Annotated in this window: 24 protein-coding genes; 17 read left to right on the plus strand and 7 right to left on the minus strand. The window is 37.9% G+C overall.

The window, feature by feature from the left end; translation table 11 throughout:
* The first annotated feature begins 21 nt into the window (after positions 1 to 21).
* From C5L23_RS03955 to C5L23_RS03965, 3 genes are read left to right on the plus strand one after another with little or no spacing between them, the layout of a single operon-like run.
* Positions 22 to 1,698 carry an ABC transporter ATP-binding protein gene (locus C5L23_RS03955; protein WP_133264313.1) on the plus strand — a complete coding sequence of 559 codons (1,677 nt, stop codon included), beginning with the start codon at positions 22 to 24 and terminating at the stop codon, positions 1,696 to 1,698.
* Between the two features lie 5 nt (positions 1,699 to 1,703).
* Positions 1,704 to 2,534 carry an energy-coupling factor transporter transmembrane component T family protein gene (locus tag C5L23_RS03960; protein ID WP_010006735.1) on the plus strand — a complete coding sequence of 277 codons (831 nt, stop codon included), beginning with the start codon at positions 1,704 to 1,706 and terminating at the stop codon, positions 2,532 to 2,534.
* A 12-nt stretch (positions 2,535 to 2,546) separates the two neighbouring features.
* Positions 2,547 to 3,317 carry a DNA/RNA non-specific endonuclease gene (locus C5L23_RS03965; protein WP_133264314.1) on the plus strand — a complete coding sequence of 257 codons (771 nt, stop codon included), beginning with the start codon at positions 2,547 to 2,549 and terminating at the stop codon, positions 3,315 to 3,317.
* Positions 3,318 to 3,406: 89 nt separating this feature from the next.
* On the opposite strand, the gene C5L23_RS03970 is transcribed toward C5L23_RS03965, so the two are convergent.
* Positions 3,407 to 3,991: an ECF transporter S component gene (locus C5L23_RS03970; protein WP_010006732.1), complete on the minus strand. Its 585-nt coding sequence runs from the start codon at positions 3,989 to 3,991 to the stop codon at positions 3,407 to 3,409.
* Positions 3,992 to 4,081: 90 nt separating this feature from the next.
* Here C5L23_RS03970 and coaBC point away from each other — a divergent pair, with 90 nt between their 5' ends.
* Positions 4,082 to 5,281, plus strand: coding sequence for a bifunctional phosphopantothenoylcysteine decarboxylase/phosphopantothenate--cysteine ligase CoaBC (coaBC, locus tag C5L23_RS03975; protein ID WP_010006731.1), 1,200 nt, complete (start codon positions 4,082 to 4,084; stop codon positions 5,279 to 5,281).
* A 58-nt stretch (positions 5,282 to 5,339) separates the two neighbouring features.
* On the opposite strand, the gene C5L23_RS03980 is transcribed toward coaBC, so the two are convergent.
* From C5L23_RS03980 to C5L23_RS03990, 3 genes are all read right to left on the minus strand, one after another.
* Entirely contained in the window at positions 5,340 to 5,723 is a 384-nt protein-coding gene (locus C5L23_RS03980; RefSeq protein ID WP_010006730.1) for a VOC family protein, read from the minus strand.
* A gap of 97 nt (positions 5,724 to 5,820) precedes the next feature.
* On the minus strand, positions 5,821 to 6,594 hold the full coding sequence (locus C5L23_RS03985) for a DUF6198 family protein (RefSeq protein WP_010006728.1): 774 nt from the start codon (positions 6,592 to 6,594) through the stop codon (positions 5,821 to 5,823).
* Positions 6,595 to 6,596: 2 nt separating this feature from the next.
* Positions 6,597 to 7,613, minus strand: a complete 1,017-nt coding sequence (locus C5L23_RS03990) for a zinc-dependent alcohol dehydrogenase family protein (RefSeq protein WP_010006726.1) — start codon at positions 7,611 to 7,613, stop codon at positions 6,597 to 6,599.
* 486 nt (positions 7,614 to 8,099) lie between these two features.
* Here C5L23_RS03990 and C5L23_RS03995 point away from each other — a divergent pair, with 486 nt between their 5' ends.
* The 10 genes from C5L23_RS03995 to C5L23_RS04040 all read left to right on the plus strand — a co-directional run bounded on the left by C5L23_RS03995 (position 8,100) and on the right by C5L23_RS04040 (position 16,951).
* Positions 8,100 to 8,723, plus strand: coding sequence for a carbonic anhydrase family protein (locus C5L23_RS03995; RefSeq protein ID WP_133264315.1), 624 nt, complete (start codon positions 8,100 to 8,102; stop codon positions 8,721 to 8,723).
* A gap of 64 nt (positions 8,724 to 8,787) precedes the next feature.
* A complete protein-coding gene (locus C5L23_RS04000) occupies positions 8,788 to 9,729 on the plus strand; it encodes an AEC family transporter (protein ID WP_133264316.1) in 942 nt (313 codons plus the stop codon).
* Positions 9,730 to 9,994: 265 nt separating this feature from the next.
* Entirely contained in the window at positions 9,995 to 10,834 is an 840-nt protein-coding gene (locus tag C5L23_RS04005; protein ID WP_010006722.1) for a helix-turn-helix domain-containing protein, read from the plus strand.
* Between the two features lie 37 nt (positions 10,835 to 10,871).
* Complete coding sequence (gene sufC / locus C5L23_RS04010; protein WP_010006720.1) at positions 10,872 to 11,663, plus strand: Fe-S cluster assembly ATPase SufC; 792 nt, start codon at positions 10,872 to 10,874, stop codon at positions 11,661 to 11,663.
* Positions 11,664 to 11,674: 11 nt separating this feature from the next.
* Positions 11,675 to 12,880 carry a Fe-S cluster assembly protein SufD gene (sufD, locus tag C5L23_RS04015; RefSeq protein ID WP_010006719.1) on the plus strand — a complete coding sequence of 402 codons (1,206 nt, stop codon included), beginning with the start codon at positions 11,675 to 11,677 and terminating at the stop codon, positions 12,878 to 12,880.
* Positions 12,867 to 14,099 (plus strand): cysteine desulfurase, encoded by a 1,233-nt coding sequence (locus C5L23_RS04020; RefSeq protein WP_010006716.1) that lies wholly within the window; start codon positions 12,867 to 12,869, stop codon positions 14,097 to 14,099. The genes sufD and C5L23_RS04020 overlap by 14 nt, the downstream gene beginning before the upstream one ends.
* Positions 14,077 to 14,517 carry a Fe-S cluster assembly sulfur transfer protein SufU gene (sufU, locus tag C5L23_RS04025; RefSeq protein WP_010006714.1) on the plus strand — a complete coding sequence of 147 codons (441 nt, stop codon included), beginning with the start codon at positions 14,077 to 14,079 and terminating at the stop codon, positions 14,515 to 14,517. The genes C5L23_RS04020 and sufU overlap by 23 nt, the downstream gene beginning before the upstream one ends.
* Positions 14,517 to 15,947 carry a Fe-S cluster assembly protein SufB gene (sufB, locus tag C5L23_RS04030; protein WP_133264317.1) on the plus strand — a complete coding sequence of 477 codons (1,431 nt, stop codon included), beginning with the start codon at positions 14,517 to 14,519 and terminating at the stop codon, positions 15,945 to 15,947. The genes sufU and sufB overlap by 1 nt, the downstream gene beginning before the upstream one ends.
* 13 nt (positions 15,948 to 15,960) lie before the next feature.
* A complete protein-coding gene (locus C5L23_RS04035; RefSeq protein ID WP_010006710.1) occupies positions 15,961 to 16,272 on the plus strand; it encodes a metal-sulfur cluster assembly factor in 312 nt (103 codons plus the stop codon).
* A gap of 118 nt (positions 16,273 to 16,390) precedes the next feature.
* Complete coding sequence (locus tag C5L23_RS04040) at positions 16,391 to 16,951, plus strand: ECF transporter S component (RefSeq protein ID WP_133264318.1); 561 nt, start codon at positions 16,391 to 16,393, stop codon at positions 16,949 to 16,951.
* 46 nt (positions 16,952 to 16,997) lie between these two features.
* Here the strand turns inward: C5L23_RS04040 and C5L23_RS04045 are convergent, their stop codons facing one another.
* Positions 16,998 to 17,561 carry a YiiX/YebB-like N1pC/P60 family cysteine hydrolase gene (locus C5L23_RS04045; RefSeq protein WP_133264319.1) on the minus strand — a complete coding sequence of 188 codons (564 nt, stop codon included), beginning with the start codon at positions 17,559 to 17,561 and terminating at the stop codon, positions 16,998 to 17,000.
* A 145-nt stretch (positions 17,562 to 17,706) separates the two neighbouring features.
* Here C5L23_RS04045 and C5L23_RS04050 point away from each other — a divergent pair, with 145 nt between their 5' ends.
* The gene (locus C5L23_RS04050) at positions 17,707 to 18,159 is read left to right on the plus strand and encodes a cupin domain-containing protein (RefSeq protein ID WP_010006705.1); all 453 of its coding nucleotides are present in this window, start codon (positions 17,707 to 17,709) and stop codon (positions 18,157 to 18,159) included.
* A 116-nt stretch (positions 18,160 to 18,275) separates the two neighbouring features.
* The gene (locus tag C5L23_RS04055; RefSeq protein ID WP_010006703.1) at positions 18,276 to 19,190 is read left to right on the plus strand and encodes an aldo/keto reductase; all 915 of its coding nucleotides are present in this window, start codon (positions 18,276 to 18,278) and stop codon (positions 19,188 to 19,190) included.
* Positions 19,191 to 19,230: 40 nt separating this feature from the next.
* Here C5L23_RS04055 and C5L23_RS04060 read toward each other — a convergent pair whose 3' ends face one another.
* Both C5L23_RS04060 and C5L23_RS04065 read right to left on the minus strand, forming a co-directional pair.
* Positions 19,231 to 19,863 carry a DUF421 domain-containing protein gene (locus C5L23_RS04060; protein WP_133264320.1) on the minus strand — a complete coding sequence of 211 codons (633 nt, stop codon included), beginning with the start codon at positions 19,861 to 19,863 and terminating at the stop codon, positions 19,231 to 19,233.
* Between the two features lie 2 nt (positions 19,864 to 19,865).
* Positions 19,866 to 20,318, minus strand: a complete 453-nt coding sequence (locus C5L23_RS04065) for a DUF3290 family protein (protein ID WP_010006701.1) — start codon at positions 20,316 to 20,318, stop codon at positions 19,866 to 19,868.
* Positions 20,319 to 20,599: 281 nt separating this feature from the next.
* Here C5L23_RS04065 and C5L23_RS04070 point away from each other — a divergent pair, with 281 nt between their 5' ends.
* On the plus strand, positions 20,600 to 21,148 hold the full coding sequence (locus C5L23_RS04070) for a GNAT family N-acetyltransferase (protein WP_010006700.1): 549 nt from the start codon (positions 20,600 to 20,602) through the stop codon (positions 21,146 to 21,148).
* Positions 21,149 to 21,169: the final 21 nt, after the last annotated feature.

Raw genomic sequence — 21,169 nt, forward strand, 5'->3', positions numbered from 1 at the left:
CTCGTACATAGAGGTTGAATAATGGTAGAACCAGTTATTGATTGTCAGCATGTTACATTTAAATATATGGCGCAAGCTAAACCCACATTACATGATATCAACTTGAAAATTTATCCGGGCGAAAAAATTCTTATCGCTGGTGCTTCTGGATCAGGGAAAACAACGTTATTGCGTCTATTTAATGGTATTATTCCACAGGCTTATCCAGGAGATATCACTGGACAATTAACAGTTAACGGGCAAAATATATTAACGCAATCGATTTTTGATTTATCATTACAAACCGGAACGGTATTACAAGATACTGATGCACAGTTTGTTGGCTTGACAGTGGCTGAAGATATTGCTTTTGCTATGGAGAATGATCGTCAAGAAGTGATGACAATCAAAAAAAAGGTGAAACACTGGGCGCAGAAGGTCAATTTAACACAACGATTGCATCTTAGCCCGCAGGCATTGTCAGGTGGTCAAAAACAACGGACAGCTTTGGCAGGGGTATTGGTTGATAATAGTCGTTTACTATTATTAGATGAACCGTTAGCCAGTTTAGATCCGGCAGCTGGTGAAGCAACGATGGCAATGGTCAGCCAAATACACGCTGAAAATAACATGACAGTTATCATTATTGAGCACCGTATTGAAGAGGTGTTGCGTTCTGGAATTGATCGTATCGTTTTGATGAAACAAGGTCGAATTGTAGCAGATGATACACCTGAAAATATTTTGAAAGCCAATATTTTATCAGAATGTGGTTTGGATGAACCGTTATATTTACAGTTAATGCGACATACACCAGCACCGGTTATGCAATTAAACCATATCGAGGATGTGAACAAAATAGCTGTTGATCAGTATAAGGCGGATATTGAAGCGCTGGCAAAGCCGATTCGTCCTAATCATGCGGTAAAAGAACGACAGTTGGCCATAAAAAATTTATCGTTTGGATATGACCAAGAATTAATTTTCAATGACTTCAGTGCTAACATATGGCGTGGTGAAATTTTAGGTATTGTCGGTAAAAATGGTTCAGGTAAAACGACGCTATCACACTTATTAACAGGATTCTTGACACCGACAAGTGGCGATGTCATTTTGAATCAACATTCATTATTACATGATTCAATCAAGGAACGTGCCGAACATATTGGATATGTTTTGCAAAATCCAAACCATATGATTACAAAAGCTAGTGTTTTCGAAGAAGTAGCCAGTGGTTTAAAGTTACGCCATGTGGATGAAGTAGACATTCAACAACGGGTAACGGATATATTGAAAATGGTTGATTTGTATTCGATGCGCAATTGGCCCATTTCTGCATTGAGTTTTGGTCAAAAGAAACGACTAACGATTGCAGCTGTGTTGGTTCTGAAGCCGGAAATTTTGATATTAGATGAGCCAACTGCAGGGCAAGATGCGGTGCATACAAATCGTATTATTAGCTTTTTACAGAAGATTAATCAATCGCATGAAACAACAATTGTGATTATTACGCATGATATGCATCTGTTAGCTCATTTTGTACAACGAACGTTGGTTATTGTTGATGGGAAGCTCTTAGCAGACACTTCACCAGCTGCATTATTAGCTAATGAAACACTTGTTCAACAAGCCAATTTGAAAACAACGAGTATTTATGAATTAGCGAAGCGCTTGGGCATTGCGCATCCAGAAAATTTGAACACAATATTGGGGCAATAAAACTTATGGCAGTCAACTCATTATTTGGATATAAAGCACGCGATACATGGTTGAATCAGATAACTGGAACGGTTAAATTAGTGGGGTTTTTAGCACTAACCACGATGGGGATGATTTCATATGATACACGTTTTTTGCTGTTTTTAGTGCTACTATCCTTTTTTCTTATCCAAACAGCCCATATTAAGTATCATGAATATGCTTTGTTACTAAAATTAGCCATTGTTTTTGCTATTTTAAATTTAGTGATGATTACTGTTTTGGCACCACAATATGGTGTGGCATTATATGGTACTCGGCATGTTTTATTTGGTAGTGGTTATTTTACAATCACACAAGAACAGGTCTTTTATGAATTTAATTTATTTTTGAAATATTTATTTTCCTTGCCACTATCGATTGTTCTACTGTTCACCACTAATCCCAGTGAATTTGCAGCAGGACTCAATAAAATTGGGATTCCTTACAAAATTGCGTATGCTTTTGCCATCACACTACGCTACATTCCTGATGTTCAAAGTGATTATCAGACGATTAGTTTTGCTCAGCAAGCACGAGGATACGAAATTTCTAAAAAAGCAACACTTTGGCAACGTGCTAAAGGCGGGACGCAGATTATTCTTCCTTTAGTATTTTCTAGTTTAAATCGCATTGATACCATTAGCCAAGCAATGGAACTACGGCGATTTGGCCGTTATGGTCAGCGATCATGGTATCAAAGTCAAAAGATGGCTTTCAGAGATATTATGGTATTAGTTGGTGCCATCATTGTTGTCTTAATGGGTTTTGGACTACTATTTTTAAATAATGGTCGTTTATATAATCCGTTTAGATGATAGAATATAGCTATGGCAAAAAGAAGATATTCACGAAAAAAAAGTAAAAAAGTACAATTACCGAAATGGCTTAGCCTAGTTATTGGCTTAGCCATTTTAATTGGTGGCGGTTTTCAGACTTATCAGTCAACTTATAGTACAAATCGCGCGATTACACAAAATCAATCCAAACAGAAATTAGTACCTAAAAATGTTGGTAGTGTTGCTGATAATAAATTGGCACAAATGGATTATGCTGGCACGGCAATTATTCAGGTTAATGGTAGCAAGCCTGATTTTTCTAAGTCAGATTTATCAACGTCACACAGTGAGTGGGCAACATATACGAATTTAGACGCTTTAGGTCGTGTTGGTCAAGCCAATGCGATGCTCGGTGTGAGTTTACTACCAAAAGAACCTCGTGAGCGCTTGTATACACGCCCTACAGGCTGGTCTAGTGTCCGTTTGAATAACCAAAATGTTTATAATCGTTCTCACTTGATTGCCTTTTCATTGGCCGGAGAGCAAGATAATCCCAAAAATTTAATGACTGGTACCCGTCAATTAAACGACCCAGGAATGGCTTATTATGAAAGTCGTGTCTTACGTTATATTAGAGAAACATCGCATCATGTGAGGTATCAGGTAACACCAATATTTAGAAGTAACGAACTCGTTGCACGTGGTGTTCATATGCAAGCAGCGAGTGTTGAAGATAATGCGGTGAGCTTTAATATTTATATTTTTAATGTCGAACCAGGAACAAGTATTAACTACCAGACAGGTTATGTCACCATTAATTGATAAACAGGTCAGTGGGGAATACCTATGATGAAAAAGCCACACAACGTCGTATGAGGTTGTGTGGCTTTTTATTGTAAATTAAGGTGTGATTATTGATGTTGCTGGACCAAACGTCGGAGCGGCAAGGCAATGAGTGGCACTAATATGGTTGCAGCAATTGCTTCTGGTACGCCATTAGATGCCACAATACCTAGCAAAATAGGAAGAAGTTGATCAACGGATACCTTATAAATCGCTGACATACCGTTAGCATAGAAAACATAAGCTAATCCCAATACCATAATTGTGTTCAGTAGTGCAGTTAGAAATCCGGTAATACCTGCACTCACTACTGGTGATAGTCGTTGTGCAAGCTTGTTAAACACTAAGCCAGCAATGAGTCCCACGAGTAGACGTGGGACAAGTGCAATCACTGGATTCGTGAATATTAAAGCTGCAACAGGACTACTAGGTGCTGTTAAAGCGGTAATGAACGACGTTAATCCCCATGTCAGCCCAATCATTGTACCAATCTTAGGTCCCAAGACAATAGCACTGATTGCAACGGTAACGTGGATTAAGGTGATGCGTAGTACACCAATGTTGAGACCACCTAAAATAGGTATCATGTTTTGTAGCAAAACAATTGCAATAAATATACTGGATAGGGCAATTAATTTTGTTTTAGATGACATCTTTTTTCCTCTAATTTTAAATTATTTAAATCATATCATATGCATGAATACTTTTGTAAAATAGTCATATAATATGAAAAAGGTGACGTGATGATTTACGAAAATAAACAGATTATAGTCATAGTAACTGGCGGTATTGCGGCATATAAAGCAGCCTATTTTGTGCGTGAACTGGTTAAGCAAGGTGCAGTAGTTCGAGTGGTAATGACATCATCAGCACAACAGTTTATCACACCATTTACTTTTGAAGTTCTAACGCAACAATCGGTTATGACAGATATGTTTCATCCGATTAAGACGGGTAGTGTACAACATATTGAATGGGCACAATGGGCGGACTTGATTTTTGTCGTACCAGCAACGGCTAATTTGATTGCTAAAATGGCTCAGGGAATTGCTGATGATGCAGCATTGACCATTATACTGGCTAGCCAAGCACAAAAGGTGGTAGCACCTGCTATGAATGATCAGATGTGGGAAAACCCAGCTACTCAGCGTAATATTCAACAACTTCATCATGATAATATATTGGTTATTATGCCAACGACGGGATTTCTTGCCGAAGGGTATGAGGGCAAGGGGCGCTTACCAGAACCAGTTGATATTCTCGCACAGACTGAAATACGCTTGCTTGCTCAAAATGGCGCATTAAAAAATCAACGGGTATTAATTACAGCTGGTGGGACACGAGAAGCATTAGATCCCGTACGGTTTTTAACTAATCGCTCATCAGGTAAAATGGGTTATGCATTAGCACAGGCCGCTGCTGAAGCAGGTGCTAGCGTTCAGCTCATTACCACAATTAATCGTAATGTTGCTTACAGCGTAAAGACAATAATGGTTGAAAGTACGCAAGAGATGTATGACCAAGTCATGTCGCATGTCCCCGATAGTGATATTTTTATATCGGCTGCAGCCGTGGCTGATTATCGACCGGCACAAAAAGCAGATCAGAAAATTAAGAAAACAGATGACAATAACATGACGATTAATCTTGTTAAAAATCCAGATATTTTAGCTGAAGTTGGACGTCACAAACGCCAACAGTATGTGGTTGGTTTTGCTGCTGAAACACAAGATCTGCTAGCATATGCTGACGCTAAATTAAAAACTAAGGGTGCTGACATGTTAGTTGCGAATGATGTGAGTCGTTCAGATATCGGTTTTTCCAGTGATGATAATCAAGTTGTCGTGTTAACTGCAAGTCATGAACCACAATATCTACCCGTTCAAAGTAAATTGGATACAGCTAGAGCAATCATTCAATTGATTGCAAAAGAATATAATTAAAAAGCCTAATATTGGGAAAATTCTCAACATTAGGCTTTTTAATTTATAGAACACGGAATTACTTTACGATTTCACAGAATTCAACGATAACTGCATCAGGTCCTTCAATATTGAAGAAACGAATACCCTTATCCCAGAATGGTAATGATTGAACTTCACTGTCAATAAGCTTGAAGCCTTCGGCCTTAGCAGCCTTAAATGCTTCATCAGCACTAGAAGTATTCATTGAAATGTGGTTAATTGCACCAGGCTTACCAGCAACTTCGTCTTGTTGCCATGTTTCAATTACCAAGTGGTTGCGCTTCATGAAAATAACATTTCCAACTGGGAAGTCACCAGTTTTTGTGAAACCAAGACTTGTCCAGAATTCTTCAGCTACTTTTAAGTCTGAAGTTGGAATACCAATGTGTTGTACATCGTCAAAATAATCTGTAAATGCCATGATTCTTACCTCCTCAGGTACAATGCATTAATTTTAGAATAATTTATGAAAAAATGAGTTGTGAAACGTTAAAGGTAACATTCACAACTCATCTCATTTATTTACCGACATCAACGGCTTGATGCTTCAAATTAGGGAAAATTAGACGGTCTGCAAAACCGGTAATATTTCCTTGGAACAAGAAAGCAAACAAGGTTCCTAAACCAAAGTTTTCTAAGTTGTGTGTCATAATAACTGCGATGATACCCATAAGCGTAGGTGGAATATATGATACCCACATAGCTATTGCGGCTTTACCATTAAAGTATTTGAAACGCAAGATTTGCATCAAATCATCAGCTGGGTGCAACACAAGGTTAACACGCTGATAAATAGAAATGGCAGTAGCGATAAAGGCAACACCGACGAAGTTAATAATAACGAACAATATAATCATTGGTAGTGAGGTAGCATGATAGCCACCTAACATATTATTGAATATATTAGCGAACCATTGAATGAAGAGAGAGAATGGTAGCATGAAGGCAAAATTGCCTAATACACGACCCCAATCTAACTTTCCCATTAAAATGGCGTTTAAGAATGAAATTAACATTCCCAAAACTAAGAATGCCCAGAACAACGCAGTACTACTACCTCGGCCTAATATAGCATAACCTAAGTTAGTTTGTGCAGCTGTCCAGTAAGCTGATCCTAAGAAAGCGGGCAAAATGTGAGCAGATGTCACAATCGTTAGCACATTACCAAGCGCATTTAACACAAGTGAAAATGCGAAGTAAGCCAGCGACGCACTCATCGAAATGGATCGATTAGCAGCTTTCTTAGATAACTTTGATTTGTTGTTTGGCTTTTGCGCCGTTTTCTGCGCCATATTTATGCCTCTTCACCACCGACTTTGACAACAGCCTTAGATACGACACCCAACTTACCATTAACGAAATCATCAACAGTCTTGTAGTCCAATTCATGTGACATCAATGGCAATACATCCAACTTACCTGATGAAAGCAATGCTAATGAATCTTCGAATGCGTTAGGGTTAATGAATGATCCTTGAACTGTTAGTTGCTTTTGGAAGACTTCATATGTGTTCATTTCAAAGTGAGCATCAGGACCACCGACACCAAACATCAAAACTTGACCACCACGTGCTGATGATTCGATAGCTGATTCTTGTGTTTGTGGCAAACCAACAGCTTCAATCACAACATCATATTCGTCAGCAGGGATCTTGTCACCCTTCATTGTGTTGTATGTGTTAACTGCGCCGAACTTTTCTTTGTTCATAGCAAGCTTTTCATCAACAATACCAGCTAGGTCAACTTGGTGAACACCATAAGCTTGAAGAAGTTGTACGAACAATTCACCCATGAAGCCATCACCAATAACCAAAGCCTTTTGGTAAGGTGTTAACTTCAACAATTGAACACCGTGAACAGCACATGAAATTGGTTCTGTAACAGCGGCAGCCTTCAATGAAACGTTATCAGGAACATTGTAAACAACTGATGAAGGTGCTGTGAAGTATTCTTCGAAACCACCATCACGTGTTACACCAACGGCTGACAAGTTTTCGCACAATTCTGGACGTGCTGTACGGCAGAACTTGCACTGGCCACAGTAGATGTTAGGATCAACTGTAACACGGTCACCAACTTTAACGTTTGTTACGTCAGATCCAACTTCTGTAACAACACCTGAGTTTTCGTGACCAAGAACAATTGGTGGCACAGCATCAGCTGAACCAGGCAAACCTGCGTACAATGCGTGGTCAGTACCACAGATACCCGCAAAGGCAGTGTGAATTAACACTTCGTTAGGCTTTACTTCTGGCTTTTGAATGTCTTTGACTTCTAATTTCTTAGTGTCAGTTAAAACTAATGCTTCCATTATGAATTCTCCTCATATTTGTGATTCAAGTAACTTACACGCATATTGTTGCACAATTGTGGCCTTGTGTCAAACAAATTTTGCGTGTTTTCATGAATTTTATTTGAAATATTAGGGGGATAAACGTTGTCAGAATAGAGATTATGAAGTTTTCAGTACATAAAGTAAGTAAAAATATCTTTCCAGTAAATTTACATTAAAATCATTAATAATTTTCACAATATTATGAAAATATCAGGATAATTGTGAAAAAATAAACTTTTTAAAAGTAAGTAGAAAAAATATAGGTTCAGCCGCTTCAACGTGAGTATAGCAATTAGTGCGGGTCATGAAAATATGACAATAAAACTCAAAAAGAGGTCATTAATTATTTAAGTCAGTAACATATAATTTTCTGAAACAATGCTGTGAGCATGAAACCAGACTGAAAGTGATGTGTGAGGTAAAATATTACTTATTATTAGCGAGACAGTTGTGGAGGATAATATGCAACATTTAGATTATAGTGAGCAGGATTGCTGGATTGGTGAAACGAATTGGCAATCACCGATTGACATTGTAGCTAATGACGCCAAAAAAATCGATTGGCAAAAGCAACCGTTGATTGTTGACTTTACGAGTCATGATTTAACGATTGGAGATGATCGAGAGATTGGCGAGCAATTTTTAGCTTCGGGTCAGTTAACATTGGGTGAGCAAGTGTATCGTATGGAACGCCTGCATTTTCATGATGGCAGTGAGCATTTCATTGATGGCAAACAAGCTGACTTAGAAATTCATTTTGTCTTTCATAACGAACAGGGTGCAACACTAGTACTTGCCGTCTTAGGGACAATCGATGATGCCTCTAAAATAGAAGGCATCACCACAATCTTTAATCAGGGTATCCAGACAGCTCATTTACAACAGTGGCTACCTCAACCTTTGTCTTATTATCAATACACAGGCTCTTTAACAACGCCACCGTTGGGGAAGGATATTACGTGGCTTGTCTTGGCTAATGCTATTCAAGTGACGCAAGCTGATTGGCAAGCCATCCATGATAATTATCCATATAATCATCGACATATACAGCCGTTAAACGGTCGAACAGTACTGTACTATCAATAATTAACCGGTATAAACATGATATAATGAAAACTGTTTGCAAAAAATTAGAATTGGAAATAGTTGGATGGTTGTATTTTTTGATAGTCTTCAAGGCGTTTTAGTCATTTTAGTTATGATTGTTATTGGGTATATATTGGCGCGTAGTCGTTGGTTTTCACCTAGTAGTAGTCAAATTATTGCGCGTATCGTGACGCAAATTGCTTTACCAATGTATATGATTGATACCATTACAAAGGATTTTACGAAACAACAATTAGCGCAATTATTACCTAATTTGAAATATCCTGTGATATCGATGATGATTTTATTTGGATTATCAGTGGCGATTGCCCGACTATTGCATGTCCGTAAAAATCGTCGTGGCTTATTTCAATCAATGTTTTTTAATTCAAATACTGTTTTTGTGGGCTTACCCATTAATATGGCTTTATTTGGTCCTAGCAGTTTACCATATGTTTTGGTTTATTATATGGCCAACACGACATTCTTTTGGACATTGGGAACCTACCTCATTCAAAGAGATGGTGAAGGTACCTGGAAATTTGATATCTTCACAACTTTAAAAAAGGTTTTTTCACCACCTCTATTTGGTTTTATGATTGGTGTGGTCCTCGTATTATTAGATGTTAAAATACCAACCTTCATTGCTAGCGATTTGCACTATATGGGCGCTTTGACGATTCCACTATCAATGATTTTTATTGGTATTGCAATTGAAAAAGCTGGATTACGTAACATCAAATTATCACGATATAGTTTAGGTGTGCTAGCCGGCCGATTTATCTTAGCGCCAATTCTGATGTCATTATTACTTTGGCGAGCTGATGTACCACAGTTAATGAAGCAAGTATTTATTTTACAATCAGCGATGCCAGTTATGACCAATGCGCCGGTTGTTGCTAAACTGTATGGTGCAGATGCTGATTATGCTGCTATTATGGTTACTGAGTCAACTATTTTAAGCTTAATTGCCGTACCAATATTAATGACACTATTACAGAAATAATATCATGACCATCACGCAACATCTGATTTAAATACAACACATATCAAAATTTTTAATATATTAAAAAAAGACACGCTATTTTCTAATAGTGTGTCTTTTTTATACTATGATTTTGTGGTAATTAAGCGATAAAAATTTTAGCAAGTGTTTTCTCAAAAATAAATTTAGCGTTATATATTTTAATTATAAAAAATTGGAATTGTGGTAGTATTTTAACTAAATTAACCAGGTTGATGAAATAACAGCAGGAAAATTGAGGGCAAAAATGAAAGTAGAACGCATCGTTGCTAGAAGAAAGCAACTTAAATTGTCACAAATTGCGCTTTCAGATGGTATTTGTACACAAGCCACACTATCTAAATTAGAAAATGGTTTACAGATTCCATCGATTGATATTTTGGTATCGCTGTGTGAGAAACTGGGGTTAACATTGAATGACATTTTTCCAATGCATACTAAGCAAGCACTGACAAATGATGAAGTTTATTTAAATCAGGCTATTCAAGCACAAATCCATCAAAATGTTACAAAGTATCGGATGATTTTTAAAAAGATTGAACTCAAGTCATTGCGGGAAGAAAAACGAGCAGTCTATCATTTGTCACATTACTTAGCGGCTTTGTTCTTTGATAACGATGTTGTTTCAGCCAAAAGGTGGCGGGATCGTATTAACACAAACGAATTAGTCGATGACCAACAATTACTCCTTATGGCGGGTGAAGCTTATCAATGTTACATGGTAGGGCATAGTGACCGTGCACAAAGTTTATTTGCAAAAATATGGCAGCAACAGAATTTCTCGGCACGCTCAGTGCAAGAAAATGCGAGTGTAGCTAACATTGTGACATTGTATCTGAGTGCTCGATTTGAATTAGCTTGTGGCCGTTATAAAAATACTGTGTTTCTAGCTTCATATGGGATTAATTTATTGAGCGATACAGATCACAGTTATTTTTTAGAGAACTTTTTCTTGTTAATGGTACAGGCTGACAAACAGTTGCAAGGTCAACGTTTTGTGCATAATGAAATGTTAAAGAATGCGCGTACTTTGGCAAAATTACATCAAAATGAATTAATACTACAGCAAATTGGCACATTGTTTTAATCTGAAGGCTAGTTATGCTGATATAAATGGGGGAATAATGACAACATTAGAAGTGAAAGATTTACATGTTGCAATTGATAATCAAGAGATACTTAAAGGTGTTAATTTGGTTATGAAAACAGGTGAAGTACATGCCATCATGGGGCCAAATGGCACGGGGAAATCAACATTGTCCCAGGTTATTATGGGGCATCCAGCTTATCGCATTACGTCTGGAGAAATATATTTTGATGGGCAAAATTTAGCAGATATGGCTGTTGATGCACGAGCAAGAGCAGGCCTTTTCTTAGCCATGCAATATCCAGCTGAAATACAGGGTGTTACGAATATTGAGTTTATGCGGGCTGCAATCAATGCGCGCCGTCCTGAGGATGATCCGATTAGTGTCATGGATTTTATTAAGAAGTTAGACGAAAAGAGTGCCATATTATCGATGCCAGAGGAAATGTCTGCTCGCTATTTGAATGAAGGGTTTTCTGGTGGTGAAAAAAAGCGTAATGAAATTTTGCAATTATTGATGATTGAACCCAAAATTGCGATTTTAGATGAAATTGATTCGGGTCTTGATATTGATGCTTTAAAAGTTGTGGCTCGAGGTGTGAATGAAATGAAATCACCCGATTTTGGTGTTTTGATGATTACACATTATCAACGTTTATTAGATTATATTGTGCCAGATTTTGTGCATGTCATGATGGATGGTCGCATCGTGAAAACGGGTGGTCCTCAGTTGGCTAAAAAGTTAGAAGCTGAAGGGTATGCTGGTTTACGTGATGAACTTGGTTTAGATATTGTACTAACGGATGAAAATGTTGATGCAGGGTTATGAGGTAAACACACATGACTAAATATCAAAAGCAAGACATCTCTCTTACGGCTGCACAACAATTACCATTGCCCAATTTTCCAAAAGTAAAATACGCGAGTTGGCACTTAGATCAGCTTATGCCTGTTCAAAAAGCGATATCAAACGCACACTTCTTGACAGCAGAAGATGTAGGAATTGAAATATTGGGGACACAAGCCGGTCATCAGTATTTACCGCAAGAATTAATCAATGCTGGTGTTTTAGTCATGTCCATACAAGCAGCGAAAAAGGATTATCCACAATTGGTACAACGCTACCTATCATCCGTGATTCCAGCAGATCAAGATCGTCTTAGCGCTCAAAATTTATTGCAGTATAATGCTGGTATTTTTGTTTACATTCCCGACAATGTGGTGATTCAATCGTTGTTGCAGCTTGTTTTGGTACAAAATGCGACAACAACTGGCGACGCGGTGCAACGCATACTCATTTATGTCGGTAAAAATGCACAATGTACAATCTTGCAACAGCTACGTACCATGGGAGAAGCAACTATTAAAAGCTCCACGGTGATTGAAGTCTTTTTGGATGCTGGCGCAAATGTTCAATACAGTGCGATTGATGCCCTATCAGCAAACACAAGTGGTTATCTAAATCGCAGTGCCTTATTAGCTGATAATGCGCAATTAAATTGGGCACAAGCTGAATTCAATCGTGGCAATATGGTCATGCATTTAGACACGATGTTGAGTGGACAAGGCGCGCAAACGCATGCTAACGTCATGGCTATGGTATCCCAAAAACAAGTCCAAGGGATCAATACTCGTGTTAGTAATCGTGGCCGGCATACTATCGGCCACATTTTACAGCGCGGTGTCATTTTAGATCATGCTGCTCTCGTGTTTAATGGTGTTGGGAATATTATTAAAGGTGCAAAAGGTGCTGATGCACAGCAAGAATCGCGTATTTTGATGTTGTCTAAAAAGGCACGGGGGGATGCTAATCCGTTGCTTTTGATTGATGAAAGCGATGTTACTGCAGGGCATGCTGCTTCTGTTGGTCGTATGAATGCAGCACAACTTTATTATCTAATGAGTCGTGGCTTATGTGAAAAGGTTGCACGACGCTTGGTGATTCGTGGCTTTATGGGGCCCATCTTAGCCCAAATACCACATCAGGTCGTTCGAGAATCGATTATTGAAGATATTGAAAGGCAGTTAAAAGATGCACATCAATAAAAATGATTTTCCAATCCTTCAGCAACAAATGCATCAACACGATATGGTTTATCTTGATAATGCTGCGACTTCACAAAAACCACAAGTCGTCATTGATGCCATTACCAAATATTACCAATTGAGTAACGCTAACGTTCATCGTGGTATTTATGAACTATCACAGCATGCTACTGAGGCTTATGAACAAGCGCGCGATAAAGTGACAGCATTTCTTCACGCACAGCAACGTGAAGAAGTGTTATTTACTCGTGGCACAACTGAATCTCTCAATTGGATAGCGTGTACTTATGGGATAGCAAATGTTCATGATGGTGATGAAATTGTGTTGTCATATATGGAACATCATGCCAATATTGTGCCGTGGCAACAGCTCGCCAAAAAAGTAAATGCCAAGTTAAAATATATTGCGCTGAATGAAGATGGTACTTTGAATATGGCAGATGCACAAAAACAAATCACATCTCGTACTAAAATCGTAGCCGTAGCGCATGCTTCCAATGTTTTGGGTGTTGTTAACCCGATAAAAAAGCTAGCAGACTTAGCACATCAACAGGGTGCGGTTATTGTTGTTGATGGTGCGCAATCAACACCACATATGCCCGTTGATGTTCAGCAGATTCAGGCTGACTTCTTTGCTTTTTCAGGCCATAAAATGCTGGGACCGATGGGGATTGGTGTATTGTATGGCAAACGACAGCTACTAGAGGCCATGCCACCAGCACAATTTGGTGGAGAGATGATTGAACGTGTTGGCTTGCTGGATGCAACGTTTCAACCATTACCGTGGAAATTCGAAGCTGGTACACCGAATGTTGCGGGTGCGATTGGCTTAGGTGTAGCAATTGATTATCTTAACCAGATTGGGATGGATAATGTGCAACAACATGAGAAAGATTTGGTGAATTATATTTTACCCAAATTATCAGAAATTGATGGCGTGCGCGTTTACGGGCCACAAGCTGCTAACCATTCTGGTGTAATTGCTTTTAACGTTGATCAGTTGCATCCGCATGATTTGGCCACTGCATTGGACCAACAGGGGGTGGCGATTCGAGCAGGACACCACTGTGCCCAACCTTTAATGCATTATTTGAACGCTTCTGCTACAGCGCGTGCTAGTTTTTACATATATAATACGATGGCTGATGCGGATAAGTTAGTTGACAGTATTATGGCTACGAAGGAGTATTTTAATCATGGGATTAGATCATTTGGATGATTTGTATCGTCAAGTTATTATGACACATGCTGCACATCCCCATCATTATGGTGAATGTGAAGATCCAAGTGTCAGGATGACACGCTATAATCCTTCTTGTGGGGATGTTATTTACTTATCATTAGTTCTATCCACAGACCATAAAATTAAAGCCATTGCATTTAAGGGTGAAGGATGTGCCATTTCTAAAGCATCAGCTTCGATGATGACAGATTTGGTGATGAACCAGCCAATTGTCAAAGCAAGGCAACTGATACAATCTTTTTCTAAGATGTTGATGGGGGAAAAATCAGAAGTAGGTGACTTGAAAGATGCGCAATTATTAGCTGGAGTCCAGCAATTCCCGGCAAGAATTAAATGTGCCAAGTTACCTTGGCAGGCCTTAGAAGATGCGTTAGCAGAACAAGGGGGAAGTTAATGGAAATTGATCGTCAGAATGCTATTGAAAAAACAAAGCAAGCAATTCAACAGAAAACACAGAGTAATGCAGATTTTCAAGATCATCATAAGCCGGTTTTTTCAACAGGAAAAGGATTAAATGAAAAGATTATCCGTCAAATTTCAGCCAAAAAAAATGAGCCTGAATGGATGTTGGATTATCGTCTGCGCGCTTTTGCGGCTTATCAGCAGATGCCCATGCAAACGTGGGGGCCAGATTTGAGTGCGATTGATTTTGATGAAATTTATTACTACAATAAACCGACAGATCAGCAATATCGCGATTGGGATGATGTGCCAATAGAATTAAAAGAAACGTTTGAACGTTTAGGTGTCCCAGAATCAGAGCGTAAATGGTTAGCTGGGTCATCTGCACAATATGAATCCGAAGTGGTTTATCATCGGATGAAAGCAGAATTTGAAAAAACAGGCATTATTTTCACTGACACGGATACTGCCGTACAAAAATATCCCGATTTATTGCGGGAATATTTTGGCAAAATAGTGAAACCAACAGATAATAAATTGGCAGCTTTGAACGCAGCAGCATGGTCTGGTGGTACGTTTATTTATGTACCAAAAGGCGTTCATGTCACAACACCAATTCAGTCATATTTTCGTATTAATACGGAAAATGAAGGGCAATTTGAACGGACGTTAATTATTGTTGATGAAGGGGCACATGTGGATTATGTTGAAGGGTGTTCAGCACCAACATACTCTGGTGACGCATTACACGCAGCAGTCGTTGAGGTTATTGTTAAAAGAGATGGTTATTGCCGTTATACAACAATTCAAAATTGGTCAAATAATGTTTACTCTTTGGAAACGAAGCGTGCGTATGCATTAGACAATGCCACTATGGAATGGGTAGACGGTAATTTTGGTTCTAAAACGACAATGAAATATCCTGCTGTATATTTGAATGGCGAAGGGGCACGCGGCACAATGTTATCTATTGCTGTGGCGGGTCAGGGTGTGCATTTGGATTCAGGTGCCAAAATGATTCATAATGCTAAAAATACGTCGTCGTCAATTATTTCAAAGTCAATTGCACACGATGGAGGCGCAACAGATTATCGTGGTACGGTTAAATTTGGCCGTGAAGCGAGTGGTGCTTTTGCACATGTGGAGTGCGATACGATTATTGTTGATGATGAATCATCAGCAGATACCATTCCATATAATGAAATTTTAAATGGGGATGTGGCTTTAGAGCATGAAGCTAAAGTATCACGCGTATCAGAAGAACAATTATATTATCTGATGACACGTGGTATTTCCGCTAAAAAAGCAACCGAAATGATTATTATGGGGTTTGTTGAGCCGTTCACTAAAGAATTACCAATGGAGTATGCGGTTGAATTAAATCGGCTTATGAAATTTGAGATGGTGGGTTCAGTAGGATAAATAGGGAGAGAGCATGTCAGAGACGATAGAAACTGATATTTTAGAAGCATTACAGACAGTCATTGATCCAGAATTGAGAATTGATATTGTTAATCTTGGCTTGATTTACCATGTTGATTTCATTGAAGATACTGGAACAGCAAATGTTGAGATGACACTTACAACAATGGGCTGTCCATTAGTGGAAGTTTTAGAAGATATGATTCGCCAGGCATTAATGGCTTTACCAGAAATTAAAGCTGTCAATATTAACCTGGTTTGGGAACCGGCCTGGAATATTGATAAAATGAGCCGCTATGCACGGATTTCACTTGGACTTTACTAATTTAATAGACATTATAAAAAAATAAAAATTAGCAATATAATACTCATCGTATTATAATTTTAAGTAACGCGTGCCAAGCTAACGTTGGGCACGGACACTTAAGATTTGGGAGTCGACTATGGAGAAGAAGACATACATTATGACGGTAGTTTTAGTTGCTTTTTTTGCAGCTATGACTGCATTGGGAACAAGTATTAGAGTGCCTATGCCGGCAGCTATTGGGAGCCCATTTGTGCATGTAGGGAATACTGTTGCCATCCTTTCAGTTTTACTCATGGGATATCGTCACGGTGCCTTAGCTGCGGGAATAGGGTTTGCTATTTTTGATATTTTGAGTGGCTATGCGGTTGAAGCGCCATATTATTTCATAGAAATATTTATTGTGGGTGCTGCAGCCATTGGTACTTGGCGTTTAGTTGATTTTTCAACACATAAGACATTTACTCGGCTCATGATGATTTTATTGATAGCAAGTATTGCTAAATTGATAATGACCTTGTTACATAATTTTGTGAAAGCACTCATTATTGGTACCAATGCACCTACCGCTGTTTCGTTGTCTTTAGCATCTGTTTTTCCAACGGTCATTAATTGTGTCACAACGATTGTTTTGGCAGGTATACTTTATTGGCCCCTTGAAAAGATTTTGAATAAGATGATTTTAAATAAAGGTTATTGATTATTTATCCATATAAAAAGCGCCGCATCTTTGATGCGAGCGCTTTTTATATGCGTATTTGTGAAATTAATTGGAAGCGTTGATCCTGAAGTAGTGAATTCGGATTGTTGCCTAATTTACCATTGGGAATTGGTAAATGTAACAGCGCATAGTATCGCTTCCAATCAGGTAACACTGTATTTCTTGGTCCAAACTGCATGGGAATAAGATTAAAAAAATGTTCAGGTTTAAAAATTTCATAAATAAAACTCGAGCAATAGTAACCTGGTTCATCGGGATCAAAACTAGTATTGTAAGGTGAGCCTAATAATGCTTTTGCTCGGTTTATAATCGTGTCATAATTTAACTTTTTCTGACAGAGACGATAAACATCGACATTAGTATCTTGGTCATGCAAAAAATCAGTTAATTTTTGTCGTATACAACCTTTATTATGGGTCGCATGCATCACAAAAAAATTGTCGTGAGATTTTTCCAATATCGCAACATGTGTATAGTTCACGTTTACTGTGGTCTGATTTTGTGTGCTTTGGGCAATCATTTGTGACAGTGGTTGTTGGGAAGCTTGGACAAATAATAAATCACCATTGTGATAGCTTGATATCGACATAGGGACCCTCTTTTTTGATTTTGTTATTCATTAGCATATCGAATATGATTCATGCATGCAAGATGCTAAAACTGTGTCAATTGCTCATGAGATTTTTGTACATCGTAGTGATTTGGTGTTATTCTAAGGGAAAGGAGGATTACTAATGACACATAATGATGAATTGGAATTAAAGGATTATGGTCCTTTACCATTTGCAGAGAATTTGCATGATGCAGCATTAGCCAATGATAATTATCGGACAACATTATGGACTGGGGAACATGTTCAGATTACATTGATGGCGATACCAGCTGGTGGCGGTGATATTGGTATGGAAAAGCATCATGATAATGATCAGATTATTTACATGGTTTCAGGTGTTGGTCGTGTGAAAATGGGTAAAGATAAGAACAAATTAACGGTGGATAAAGAAGTACACGCCGGTGATGTTGTGATTATTCCTGACGATACGTGGCACAATGTAATTAATGCTGGTGATGAAACCATGAAGGTCTTTTCAGTTTATTCACCTGTTAAGCATGCCAAAGGAACGAACGAAACAACTAAAGCAGATGCAATCGATAAGGAAGGCCCATTAGAAGGAACGCAAAATTGAGATTGTATTTTCGATGAAAAACATGCCAATGCTGAGCAGTATTTGGTGTGTTTTTATTTGTTTATTTTAAAATGGACTATAAGCAACCAATGCAATCAATGAAAGGAGTATCATGTATGCAAAAAATAGTAATTGGTAACAGTGATATTAAAACCGGTAAACTAGGGTTAGGCACTAATAAAGTGGGTGGACATAATCTTTTCTCAGGTTTAAATGATCGAGCAGGTGCGGACGTGATTACAACTGCCCTGGACTCAGGCATCCAAATGCTAGATACGGCATACATGTATGGGCTAGGACAATCTGAAACGATTATTGGAGATGTTTTACGACAGTATAATCGTTCTGATATTATTTTAGCTACAAAGGCAGCGCAAGATCCTGATCATGATTTAACATTTAATAATGACCCAGAATTTCTAAGACGCGCTGTTGACCAGGCATTGGAACGTTTAAAAACAGATTATATTGATATTTTTTATATTCATTTTCCAGATGATAATACACCAAAAGATAAAGCTGTTGCGGCTCTGTCTGAACTTAAAGCACAAGGTAAAATCAGAGCCATTGGGCTTTCTAACTTTACATTAGATCAAATTAAAGAAGCTAATGTCAATCATGATATCGATATTGTTGAAGACCATTATAGCTTGGTACATCGTGATGCTGAGCAATCCTTATGGCCATATTTGAAAGCGCATCATATTACATTTGTGCCTTATTTTCCGCTAGCCCAAGGCCTATTAACGGGCAGATACCGACAGGAAGATCAGCCAAAGTTTAAGCAATATCCAGTGGCAAAATATCAGCACATCATGTCAGCGTTAGAAGATCTTAAAACAATAGCTAATCAACATGCGGCAACTATTGCACAAGTTGTTTTGGCTTGGTATATGACTAATCCAGATATTGGTGTTGTTATTCCAGGGGCAAGAGATGCGCAGCAAGTACAAGACAACGCTAAAGCAGCACTATTGACATTAACATCTGATGAATATGATGACATTGATCGATTATTCCAAGGATTCTAATAGAAATAAAAAACTGATAAACAAATCTGTTTACCAGTTTTTATTTTGAATAAGGGAAAAAATAAAGCTCGTGATTAGCGTACGTTGCCAAATAAATATCTGTAATCGTATAATCGTGTTGTTTCAGATAGTCGGTAAGCCAAGCTTCATCATGGCCAGTGGCGGTGAGTACAGCAGGATTGAGTTGTCCATCGGTGATTATTGGATAACGAATCGCTTCATCATCCGTCGTCATTACAGTAAGTTGCCCGTTTTGTTCTAATACGGCTAAACTGACATCCGTTAAACTCGCAACACCGCTACTTCTTAATTTCAAACTCAAATCATTGGCGCTTAAACCGTGTTTTAGGGCTGAATCAACATCTAGTTGGCCGTTTGTGATAATGATTTGTGGTTGCCCATCTATAAATTTTTTAATGTAACGATTATGATTGGTGGTAAAACGCAAAATAAGCACTAAGAGTGTCCAAATTAATAAGACTAAGAAATATTGCAAAATAGTAATTGCTGAACTATAAATCATCCCACCCACAATGGCACCAAGTACATAATTTTGTACTTGATCTAACGCACTAACTGGGGCTAAATTACTTTTCCCAGAAAGGTTAATTTGGATAATAATGGTTAATAAACCTAAAGCAAGTTTAATTGTGACTTCCCAATATGATCCCATTATTATTTCACCTCATTGATATATTCTATTTTTTGATTAATGGTAATGGCTGGTGTCAGTGTAATGGATTGACCATCATCTGAAAGATTAACCTGATAAAATTTAGTATCGATTTTGACTAACATCCCATTTGTAGCAGTACGAGTATTAGTCCAGACTCGTGATAATGGTTGATGTTGATCATGTGCTACACGTTTTAAAATTTGTGTGGTCTGACTCTGTTGGGATGAGGTTGATTTCATCGTTTGCCATTCGCTGATCTGCATACCCACGAGTAAAATGAATGCGAGAATACCGATAATAAATAAATCACGATATTTTAGGTCTGAGCGGTGTCGGTACCATAGCAAAGCACTAATGCCTACGCTCACAATAATTAAAATTAAAAATGACATCTGAATCAATGTATACTGTGTCGATTGCTTAATTAAATAATGATATGAATAGAATGTCATTGTGAATGTTCTCCAGTTTTAAAAAAATAACATATTGCATTTATTATAGCGAATTTGATAGGATTACGAACATTCAGATTTTATGTATATTAGTGTGATTTTAGAAAACAAAATAATTGGAAAATTAGAAAAATATAAAGGCCATTAACCGTCATTCTCATACAAGCTATTTTCAGTGTTGAAGGCTGGTTGATATAATACAGGCAATATATTAGCATAGTAAAGGTGCATTTGTGATTATGATGCACGACCCGAATCTTATAAATAAAGGGGCAGTTACTATGCATTTACATCAAGCAACAGAAAAAGAACGTCAACTAATTTTTAATATTATCTTAGACGGTAAACAGCAATTGTCTGATGCAGGCATTGATCAATGGCAAACTGAATATCCTAAGATGTCAGTTATTGATCAAGATATTGCTAAGGGACAAGCCTTTATTTTTGATAGTGAAGATCATGAAACAGTCGGAACAGCAGCGATTATAAAAGCGCCTGATGAAGCTTATGATGCGATGACCGGTGAATGGTCAGACACGACAGCACAATACATGAGCATTCATCGTGTTGCAATTTATTCTCATCATAAGGGCAAGGGATATGCTTCGCGTTTGTTTGAAGCGTTATTCAATTATATTGAGCAGCACCATCCAGAAATAACTAGTATTCGTATTGATACGCATCAAGACAATGACAAAATGCAATATCTTATTAAAAAAGTTGGGTTTGAAGAAGTTGGTAAGATGCATGGCTTTTACCATCCAAATGATGTGAGCTATGTGTATGAAAAACTTATCGGCGCTAAAATCAAAGTTGCCAGCACAAATTAATATCGTTAAAAATGGTAAGTC

Origin of the sequence: Leuconostoc fallax (assembly GCF_004354645.1) — a bacterium.
Classification (GTDB): Bacteria; Bacillota; Bacilli; order Lactobacillales; family Lactobacillaceae; genus Leuconostoc_B; species Leuconostoc_B fallax.

What these genes read in the sequence shown, in the direction of transcription:
- C5L23_RS03955 (WP_133264313.1), top strand. Translation starts at nt 22, where the DNA reads ATGGTAGAACCAGTTATTGATTGTCAGCATGTTACATTTAAATATATG.
- C5L23_RS03960 (WP_010006735.1), top strand. Translation starts at nt 1,704, where the DNA reads ATGGCAGTCAACTCATTATTTGGATATAAAGCACGCGATACATGGTTG.
- C5L23_RS03965 (WP_133264314.1), top strand. Translation starts at nt 2,547, where the DNA reads ATGGCAAAAAGAAGATATTCACGAAAAAAAAGTAAAAAAGTACAATTA.
- C5L23_RS03970 (WP_010006732.1), bottom strand. Translation starts at nt 3,991, where the DNA reads ATGTCATCTAAAACAAAATTAATTGCCCTATCCAGTATATTTATTGCA.
- coaBC (WP_010006731.1), top strand. Translation starts at nt 4,082, where the DNA reads ATGATTTACGAAAATAAACAGATTATAGTCATAGTAACTGGCGGTATT.
- C5L23_RS03980 (WP_010006730.1), bottom strand. Translation starts at nt 5,723, where the DNA reads ATGGCATTTACAGATTATTTTGACGATGTACAACACATTGGTATTCCA.
- C5L23_RS03985 (WP_010006728.1), bottom strand. Translation starts at nt 6,594, where the DNA reads ATGGCGCAGAAAACGGCGCAAAAGCCAAACAACAAATCAAAGTTATCT.
- C5L23_RS03990 (WP_010006726.1), bottom strand. Translation starts at nt 7,613, where the DNA reads ATGGAAGCATTAGTTTTAACTGACACTAAGAAATTAGAAGTCAAAGAC.
- C5L23_RS03995 (WP_133264315.1), top strand. Translation starts at nt 8,100, where the DNA reads ATGCAACATTTAGATTATAGTGAGCAGGATTGCTGGATTGGTGAAACG.
- C5L23_RS04000 (WP_133264316.1), top strand. Translation starts at nt 8,788, where the DNA reads ATGGTTGTATTTTTTGATAGTCTTCAAGGCGTTTTAGTCATTTTAGTT.
- C5L23_RS04005 (WP_010006722.1), top strand. Translation starts at nt 9,995, where the DNA reads ATGAAAGTAGAACGCATCGTTGCTAGAAGAAAGCAACTTAAATTGTCA.
- sufC (WP_010006720.1), top strand. Translation starts at nt 10,872, where the DNA reads ATGACAACATTAGAAGTGAAAGATTTACATGTTGCAATTGATAATCAA.
- sufD (WP_010006719.1), top strand. Translation starts at nt 11,675, where the DNA reads ATGACTAAATATCAAAAGCAAGACATCTCTCTTACGGCTGCACAACAA.
- C5L23_RS04020 (WP_010006716.1), top strand. Translation starts at nt 12,867, where the DNA reads ATGCACATCAATAAAAATGATTTTCCAATCCTTCAGCAACAAATGCAT.
- sufU (WP_010006714.1), top strand. Translation starts at nt 14,077, where the DNA reads ATGGGATTAGATCATTTGGATGATTTGTATCGTCAAGTTATTATGACA.
- sufB (WP_133264317.1), top strand. Translation starts at nt 14,517, where the DNA reads ATGGAAATTGATCGTCAGAATGCTATTGAAAAAACAAAGCAAGCAATT.
- C5L23_RS04035 (WP_010006710.1), top strand. Translation starts at nt 15,961, where the DNA reads ATGTCAGAGACGATAGAAACTGATATTTTAGAAGCATTACAGACAGTC.
- C5L23_RS04040 (WP_133264318.1), top strand. Translation starts at nt 16,391, where the DNA reads ATGGAGAAGAAGACATACATTATGACGGTAGTTTTAGTTGCTTTTTTT.
- C5L23_RS04045 (WP_133264319.1), bottom strand. Translation starts at nt 17,561, where the DNA reads ATGTCGATATCAAGCTATCACAATGGTGATTTATTATTTGTCCAAGCT.
- C5L23_RS04050 (WP_010006705.1), top strand. Translation starts at nt 17,707, where the DNA reads ATGACACATAATGATGAATTGGAATTAAAGGATTATGGTCCTTTACCA.
- C5L23_RS04055 (WP_010006703.1), top strand. Translation starts at nt 18,276, where the DNA reads ATGCAAAAAATAGTAATTGGTAACAGTGATATTAAAACCGGTAAACTA.
- C5L23_RS04060 (WP_133264320.1), bottom strand. Translation starts at nt 19,863, where the DNA reads ATGGGATCATATTGGGAAGTCACAATTAAACTTGCTTTAGGTTTATTA.
- C5L23_RS04065 (WP_010006701.1), bottom strand. Translation starts at nt 20,318, where the DNA reads ATGACATTCTATTCATATCATTATTTAATTAAGCAATCGACACAGTAT.
- C5L23_RS04070 (WP_010006700.1), top strand. Translation starts at nt 20,600, where the DNA reads ATGCATTTACATCAAGCAACAGAAAAAGAACGTCAACTAATTTTTAAT.